A 6522-nucleotide genomic window follows, 5' to 3' on the forward strand; every position below is an offset into this window, starting at 1 on the left:
CTCCCAGAAGTCGTTCAACAGCGTGACTGCTGGATCGTCGATCAGACCGCTGGGCTGTATGCGCTCGGTGATGTGGTGGGTTCGCTCGCCGGGACGGAGCGTTAGGTGATGTTCGAGTCGGGCGAATCTGAAGGGGAGGTCATCCTGGAGTAGTGCGATGTGCTCGGGAGTCATTTCCACGACACGGGTGCTTCCACGTAGTTCCACGAAAAAGTAGGTATCGTCCGGAGCTTGTCCGACGGCGGCACCTCTCAGTTCCCTCAACGCATAGACCTCTTGTTCGAGATCGTCGACACGGGTCCGCAGTATGTCGGCGAGGGTGATCTGGCGCTGGACGTACTCACTGATCGGGAGCGCTATGTGTCAAGTCAAGTGAGACAGTGACGTTCAGTTGATCTGCGATTCAGCGACGGGTTCGTTGATGAAGAAAACGGTCGGCATCTCGGGCGGAATCGGCCGGCGAGAGAACCGTGCAGGGTTCGCGACGTAAGCCTCGTTCAGGGTGATCTGACGGGCCGCGTCAACCGCGTCAGCAGTCCCGAAGTGCACCGAAGCCGGGGTATGCCAGGCAATGCCCGAATGACGGTGAATGTGGTTGTACTCGTTGAAGAATCCTTCCAAGAAGACTCGTGCATCATCCAGTGTTGCAAACGATTTCGGAAAATCATGCAGGTATTTCAGTGTCTTGAACTGGGCTTCCGAGAATGGATTGTCATTCGATACTCTCGGTCGTGAATGCGACCGAATGATGCCGAGGTTGGTGAACAGTTCCGACACCAGTCCGGAAGTCATCGAGGTGCCACGGTCCGCGTGGACGGTGTGCGGGGCGATGCCGTTCCGCTCGATTGCTTCCGCAATGAATTCAGCTGCCAGTTCGGCACTTTCGTGTGTGGAAACGATCCATGACGGGTTGTACCGAGAGTAGATGTCGATGAGTACGTACAGGTGAAACCACACACCCTTGGTGGGCCCGCGGAGCTTGGTGATATCCCAGGTCCAGACCTGTGAAGGTCCGTCGGCGAGGAGTTCGGGGATCGCCTTCGGTGGATGTGTCGCTGTTCGTCGGCGTTCGCGGTTTTGCCCGACTTCGGCGGCGATCCGGTACATGCTCGACACCGAGCACCAGTAGTTGCCCTCGTCGAGTTTCCGGGCCCATATCTGACATATAGCCAGGTCAGCGTTCTTGTCACTGTTGATGACGGCCAGAACCTGGGCTCGCTCGGATGCGGTGAGTGCTTGGCCGTTGTCGGGGATGGCCCTTGGTTTCTTGGGGCCCAGGACGGGTGGTTGCTGGTGCCGGTAGTGGGTGGCGCGGGACCGTCCGATCAGGATGCAGGATCTACGGGTGGGGATCTCGGCGGCCCTGAGGTCGGTGAACGTGCTGTTCAGTGCATCTTCGGTAAGGGCGGTGTGTCCGTGCTCTCGGAGATGGATTCCAAGAGCACGTGAAGTTTTCCCATGATCTCAAGCGCGGCCTCCGTCTGCGTCAATTGCTTTGCCAGACGGGCATTCTCGCGTGTCAGGCGGGCCATTTCCTTATGGGTCGCGGTGTCGGTGTCGGGATTGGTCGCAGTTTTCGGTCGAGACTTTCCGGCCGCTACGGTTCTGGCTTGGGCCCATTCTCGAAGTTGGGATTGATACAGACCTTCGCGGCGCAGGACTGCAGATTTTTCGCCGTGCGGGGCGTCGTTGTATTCGTCGAGGATGTTGTTGCGGTATTCGGTGGTGAAGGTTCTGCGGGTCGGTTTCGGTGCGGGATCTGCCGGATCGACTGGTGTTGTTTCGGGGTTCGGGCTGGTCATCGGTGATGCTCGTTTCATGCCCTCAGTGAGTGATCTCGGTTGCCTCCGAGTGTCTCACCAAATCCTGACAGCGAGGGGAGCGGAGGTCCGTCGTTGACCATCTGCCAGTTTCTTGTTCCCTCACGGTTACCTAGCCACCGGTCGTCCGGTGGCTAGGTACACGGCTTTGAACAGCCGCATCGACGGAATCGTCGACATCTGATCCTCGAAAGTGCGAACAGTTTTTACTCGGCGGCCGTAGGACACTTCGTCTACGGAGATCGCGGCCTTCTTCGCTTTCTGCCGTTCGGTGTCTCGATTGAAGATCGCTGCCATGCTGATGGGATGCCCGCCATAGTCCACCCACACGGCCATCATCGGGTAGACGGTTCTGCGTAGAGGATTGAATCGGTAGAAGGGTTGGTTGTTTGCGTTACGAATGAGCTCGATGGCATCTGATCTGCCGGGATCGGTGAGCACGAGCGATGATTCCAGTCTGAGCGCCTCGAAGTGTTCGTGCACGATGCGACCGGTGATTTGCGGGATGGCGGTTTTTCCCAGGATGTCTTGGATCCGGCCGTGCAGCACGATGTGGCATTCGTCGGTCGGGTCGGCGCTGATGGTGACGGTGACGTTTGGATCAGCGTTGATCTGTTCCGTTTGGTCCGCGGTTTCGATGAATTCTTGTTCGATCAGGACCGGAAGTGCGGCGAGTGCGTCCCCGCGATCTGCGCCGAAGATGTTGTGCGCGTAGATGAGTGCGCTCTCCGGCGGCGTCCATCGAAGATCGTGATCACCGAGGGGAATGATCTCGATTTCGATCATCGACGCCAGGACAGCCAGCTGCGCCGACGTCAGATCGAGGATCTTCGCGAGTGGCGGATTGGCCGCCTGACTGTCGCGAGCGAACCGAGCAGTATGTGCGATCGGCACCATCAAACCGATCGAGGAGCTCATGTCGTCGCGATATTGCGCGAGAAGGGCCGAGTACGCAGGCTGGCCGATCTCGAACCGCTCGCCCTCGCTCAACATGCGGTCCCACAGATGTGATCTGCGGCTTTCGTGAAACCAGAGTTGTCCATTGCGTTCTACGCTGAGGATGTTCTCCCGCTCGAGAGACTGCCGCAACACACCCCACTGAGTTGAAGTGAGATCATGATAGGCAGTGATCGTCGATTCAGGCGGTGGCAATTCGAAGACCGACAGCCAGCGTGCAGCGATCTGCGCATCGCCTGGGAGTCGAGCCAGCGCATCTTCCAGCGAGCGGACGAATGCAGTAGGGGGCGTGTATTCATCCAATGTACCGCCGCTGCGGAGCTGACCGATCAAACCTTCGACGATGATCGGGAATCCGCTGCTCAGGAAGTAGACACGATCCGTGTTAGCACTTGTGACGCCTGCCCGGTTGAGCATGGTTTCGACATCTGCTCTGCTGAGTCCGCCGACGACGATCTCCCCGCATCCGGTGTCTCGAAGTCTGGTGAGTCCGGTACGAGCCTCGTGCGCCGCCGACGACCAGGCGATCACGAATCGTGCGCGTTTAGGGGGCGCGATGCAAAGACTGGCCAACGCCCGTTGGTCATCCTCTGTCAGCCGTTGGCACTCGTCGATAGCCAAAACCACGTCGCGTTTGAGAGCCGTGGCAACCTCGTCGCACAGACGTACCAGGAGCTTGACGACGTTGGTATCGCTTCGCGACTGGAGATCTCGCCGTAGATCAGCGGTCGTATCCTGGCGCAGGCCTTTGAAGAACGCCGCGAGACCTTCACCCGCATGTTCGCCGATTCGCGCCTTCACCAACGCCATGACCTCCTGGGTCACGGCCTTGGCCAGGCTCTTACCGACCTCGGCCACCATTTCCTTGCCTGCGGTGTCGAGTCGGTTCTGGATATTGCGCCACGCGGTCCGATCAACCATCGAGGTGACCAAGGCTGTGACGAGGCCATCCAGGATAGCGACCTGCAACGCGCCGCTGTCGAACGCACAGGTGACCGGCGGCGGCGCGATGGCCGCCGCACCACGCGAAAGCTCGATCTGATGGTCGGCAAGGATCGATGACTTACCGGTTCCGGAGTCACCCGTGATGACTACAACAGGATGTGACATCGACAGAAGATCGGTGAGCTCAGGCCGCATGAGCACAGTATGCGGCTGATCTACGACACCCTCTATTGCAGGTCACGCCGCGAGCCGACGTCTCGTTGCGTCGAAACGGATCCGATCTACAGAAAATTGAGCAGATTACAGACTTATGCCCGCCGCCGCACTCGAGCATTTCACTTGCGCGAACCGTGGACGTCGAACTAATATATGGCCAGTAGCTGGAGATGAAATAGTTCTCTGAGCGCTAATTCCGGAACCCACGCCTAGGCGTGGGTTTCCGCGTATCTGGAGGGCAATAATCGTTCCATGCTGCTGGCGTACATTGACGAGATCGGCGAGACAGGGGCATTTGTTGCGCGCGATCACGCTCGCTTCAACACCAGTCCCGCATTCGGCTACGCCGGTCTGATCCTTCCCGCCGACAATGCTCGAAAGTTCGGTCAAATCTTCACGCTGAAAAAGCGGGAGATCTTCAAAACCGAGATCGCGCAGGCAGAGCATCCGGGACGGTGGGAACGCAAGGGCGCGAGTATTTTTCGTCCGGACACTTTCGACAAGTACCGGCAGCAGATCCGAGTGTTCAACACTTTGGTGCGCAGCGTACGCAGCCTCGACGGCGCCCTCTTCTACTACGCCGCGGAAAAACCTCTGGGAACCCCGAAACAGACGGACCTCGATACGGACGCCCGAGAAACAGCTGCGATGCGCGAAGCGCTCAACCGCATCGCCCGGTACGCCGACTACAAATGCTCGAACGTGATGGTCATGATCGATCAGATCAACGAGAAGACGCGCGCAGCTCGGCTGCCGGCCATGTACGAGCACATCTTGGGTCGAGCGAGCGGATATCCGGAAATGAAGCGGATCATCGAGCCGCCAATGCACATAGACAGTGTCCTGAGTTCGAACATTCAGTTCTCCGACTGGATTGCCGCATGTGTAACGAGAGCGATCGAGTACCAGATCATCAAGGAATCCCCCTACCAGTGGGTGACGGGGGACAACGCACTCCCGTCGGTCAGGGGCGCATTCACTCATGAGTCGAAGATCCACTTGTGGCAGCGTGACCTCTCCGATCTCAATCACTCCGACATCTTCCGCAGTGATCGACTGCTGCATCCGGCGGCGGCGGGACAGTTGGTCGGCGACCAACTTCCGGCCGATCGATTCCGTCGGATGAAGGCCGCGGCCGAGCGAGCACAGATCCGACAGTAATGCACTCTCGGGTAGTTGCATGAGTTTCGCTTGGATAAAACTGCTGATGACAACTGAAACCAGCTTCTGGTCGACTTTCCGCGATCATGTCGAGCGAGTGCTCGGGCCCAAGTGATTCATCCAGCCGGGTGAATACCAGCCGAGCGGGGGACTGTTTCTGGACGATTCGTTCGAGCCTGTTCGCGGACAACGATATTCGAGAAGTCCGATAGAAAACGATCCACTCGAAAGCCGCCTCGCGAAGCGGTTCCGCACTGCCCCATCGCTGCATCCTGACGCGACCACTTCGCGTTCCGAGGACAAGGGCGCGTACCGCGTCGTCTCGGTCCGTATCAACGCGCCCGGTTTCCGTAGTACCTACGCCGTGGAGGTTCAGGCCGCTGTCGGATTCGAGTTCGTCGATGAGACGTTCACCGTGACGGTTGGCGCTCCGGAAGGCTTCGACCAGGCTGCGCGCCGCGCAATCCGTCACTCGGTTGCTCGTGCGGGTGAGTGGAACGCCGACAACCCTGATTCGATTGCTCCGCGTCTGGAGGACGCGGACGCGTATCGCGTTGTTGCGGTTCGCGTGAGCGTGGATCGGTAGGCGATAAAGGACCGGCCCGAAGCTACCGGGCCGGTCCTCTTCGTTGCGTGCTCCGAAAATGGCCTCTCACAGTGCGGTGGGGGGCTTTTTCGTGTGTTGGGGGTGTGGGTGTGGCTATTGCTGGTTGGTGAGGGTGTGGAGGAGCTGTGAGACCTGTTCGGTGGTGGCGTTGGCGAGGCAGTCGACGATGCAGGCGGTGAGAAAGGTCTTGATCGTGTTCGGTACCCGTTGGGCGAGGGCGCGGAGCTGCTCGCCCCTGGTGTGGTGGTGGTTGTCTGGGGTCTGGTCGTCGTGCTCGTGCATTTCTGCTCCTCGTAGTGGATTGGAGTTCCGCGTGGGTGCGTCCTCATCTCTTGTTGTTCGAGCTACGGGCGAGATCACATGTTCGGGTAGGGGAATTGAGTTGTTGCGGGCTTGTGACCTGCGTAGATGGCACGTCCCGGGGTGGTGTGTTCGTGGAGTTGGGGCGCCGGCGAATTGGGGCCGGCTGATGGGGCCGGCGGGTGCTCGGGTTCGGTGGTGGGGGAGTGTCGGGGTGCTCGGCGGGGCGTATGTGGGCCGATTTTTGGGTGTTTTTGAATGTTGGTGTGTTTCAGTAACTTTGGGTTATCGGTTGGTGGGTAATCGGTTTCGACGGTTACGCATGGAAGTGTTTTGGTGAGGCTTGAATTGTGTTGTGGTGGTTACATTTTCGACGTTTCGCGGTTCTGTGTTGTTTTGCGGTTTGGGGTGGGGTCCTGTAGGATGGGAAGCATGATGACGATGAGTTGGCAGACGCGAGCGGAGGTAGCTTCGAGCGACCTCCGCTTCTCCCCAGCTTCGTCTGGTGCTTGGGTA

Annotated in this window: 7 protein-coding genes; 2 read left to right on the forward strand and 5 right to left on the reverse strand. The window is 58.9% G+C overall.

The window, feature by feature from the left end; all coding sequences use genetic code 11:
* From A2J01_RS36925 to A2J01_RS19995, 4 genes are all read right to left on the reverse strand, one after another.
* A partial coding sequence (locus A2J01_RS36925; protein WP_231915848.1) for a hypothetical protein occupies positions 1 to 264 on the reverse strand: 264 nt, incomplete at its 3' end.
* Between the two features lie 123 nt (positions 265 to 387).
* The gene (locus A2J01_RS19985) at positions 388 to 1107 is read right to left on the reverse strand and encodes a DDE-type integrase/transposase/recombinase (RefSeq protein WP_082900914.1); all 720 of its coding nucleotides are present in this window, start codon (positions 1105 to 1107) and stop codon (positions 388 to 390) included.
* A 278-nt stretch (positions 1108 to 1385) separates the two neighbouring features.
* On the reverse strand, positions 1386 to 1802 hold the full coding sequence (locus A2J01_RS19990) for a transposase (protein ID WP_064113408.1): 417 nt from the start codon (positions 1800 to 1802) through the stop codon (positions 1386 to 1388).
* Between the two features lie 126 nt (positions 1803 to 1928).
* The gene (locus A2J01_RS19995; RefSeq protein WP_064113409.1) at positions 1929 to 3917 is read right to left on the reverse strand and encodes an AAA family ATPase; all 1989 of its coding nucleotides are present in this window, start codon (positions 3915 to 3917) and stop codon (positions 1929 to 1931) included.
* A gap of 273 nt (positions 3918 to 4190) precedes the next feature.
* Between A2J01_RS19995 and A2J01_RS20000 the strand changes: the two genes are divergently transcribed.
* Together A2J01_RS20000 and A2J01_RS20005 are read left to right on the forward strand one after the other, a co-directional pair.
* On the forward strand, positions 4191 to 5099 hold the full coding sequence (locus A2J01_RS20000; RefSeq protein WP_064113410.1) for a DUF3800 domain-containing protein: 909 nt from the start codon (positions 4191 to 4193) through the stop codon (positions 5097 to 5099).
* A gap of 364 nt (positions 5100 to 5463) precedes the next feature.
* Entirely contained in the window at positions 5464 to 5685 is a 222-nt protein-coding gene (locus A2J01_RS20005; RefSeq protein ID WP_064113411.1) for a hypothetical protein, read from the forward strand.
* Between the two features lie 114 nt (positions 5686 to 5799).
* On the opposite strand, the gene A2J01_RS20010 is transcribed toward A2J01_RS20005, so the two are convergent.
* Positions 5800 to 5988 carry a hypothetical protein gene (locus A2J01_RS20010; RefSeq protein WP_064113412.1) on the reverse strand — a complete coding sequence of 63 codons (189 nt, stop codon included), beginning with the start codon at positions 5986 to 5988 and terminating at the stop codon, positions 5800 to 5802.
* Positions 5989 to 6522: the final 534 nt, after the last annotated feature.

The sequence above is a fragment of the Rhodococcus sp. EPR-134 genome, assembly GCF_001647205.1.
Lineage (GTDB): Bacteria > Actinomycetota > Actinomycetes > Mycobacteriales > Mycobacteriaceae > Rhodococcus_F > Rhodococcus_F qingshengii.

What these genes read in the sequence shown, in the direction of transcription:
- A2J01_RS19985 (WP_082900914.1), bottom strand. Translation starts at nt 1,107, where the DNA reads ATGTACCGGATCGCCGCCGAAGTCGGGCAAAACCGCGAACGCCGACGA.
- A2J01_RS19990 (WP_064113408.1), bottom strand. Translation starts at nt 1,802, where the DNA reads ATGACCAGCCCGAACCCCGAAACAACACCAGTCGATCCGGCAGATCCC.
- A2J01_RS19995 (WP_064113409.1), bottom strand. Translation starts at nt 3,917, where the DNA reads ATGCGGCCTGAGCTCACCGATCTTCTGTCGATGTCACATCCTGTTGTA.
- A2J01_RS20000 (WP_064113410.1), top strand. Translation starts at nt 4,191, where the DNA reads ATGCTGCTGGCGTACATTGACGAGATCGGCGAGACAGGGGCATTTGTT.
- A2J01_RS20010 (WP_064113412.1), bottom strand. Translation starts at nt 5,988, where the DNA reads ATGCACGAGCACGACGACCAGACCCCAGACAACCACCACCACACCAGG.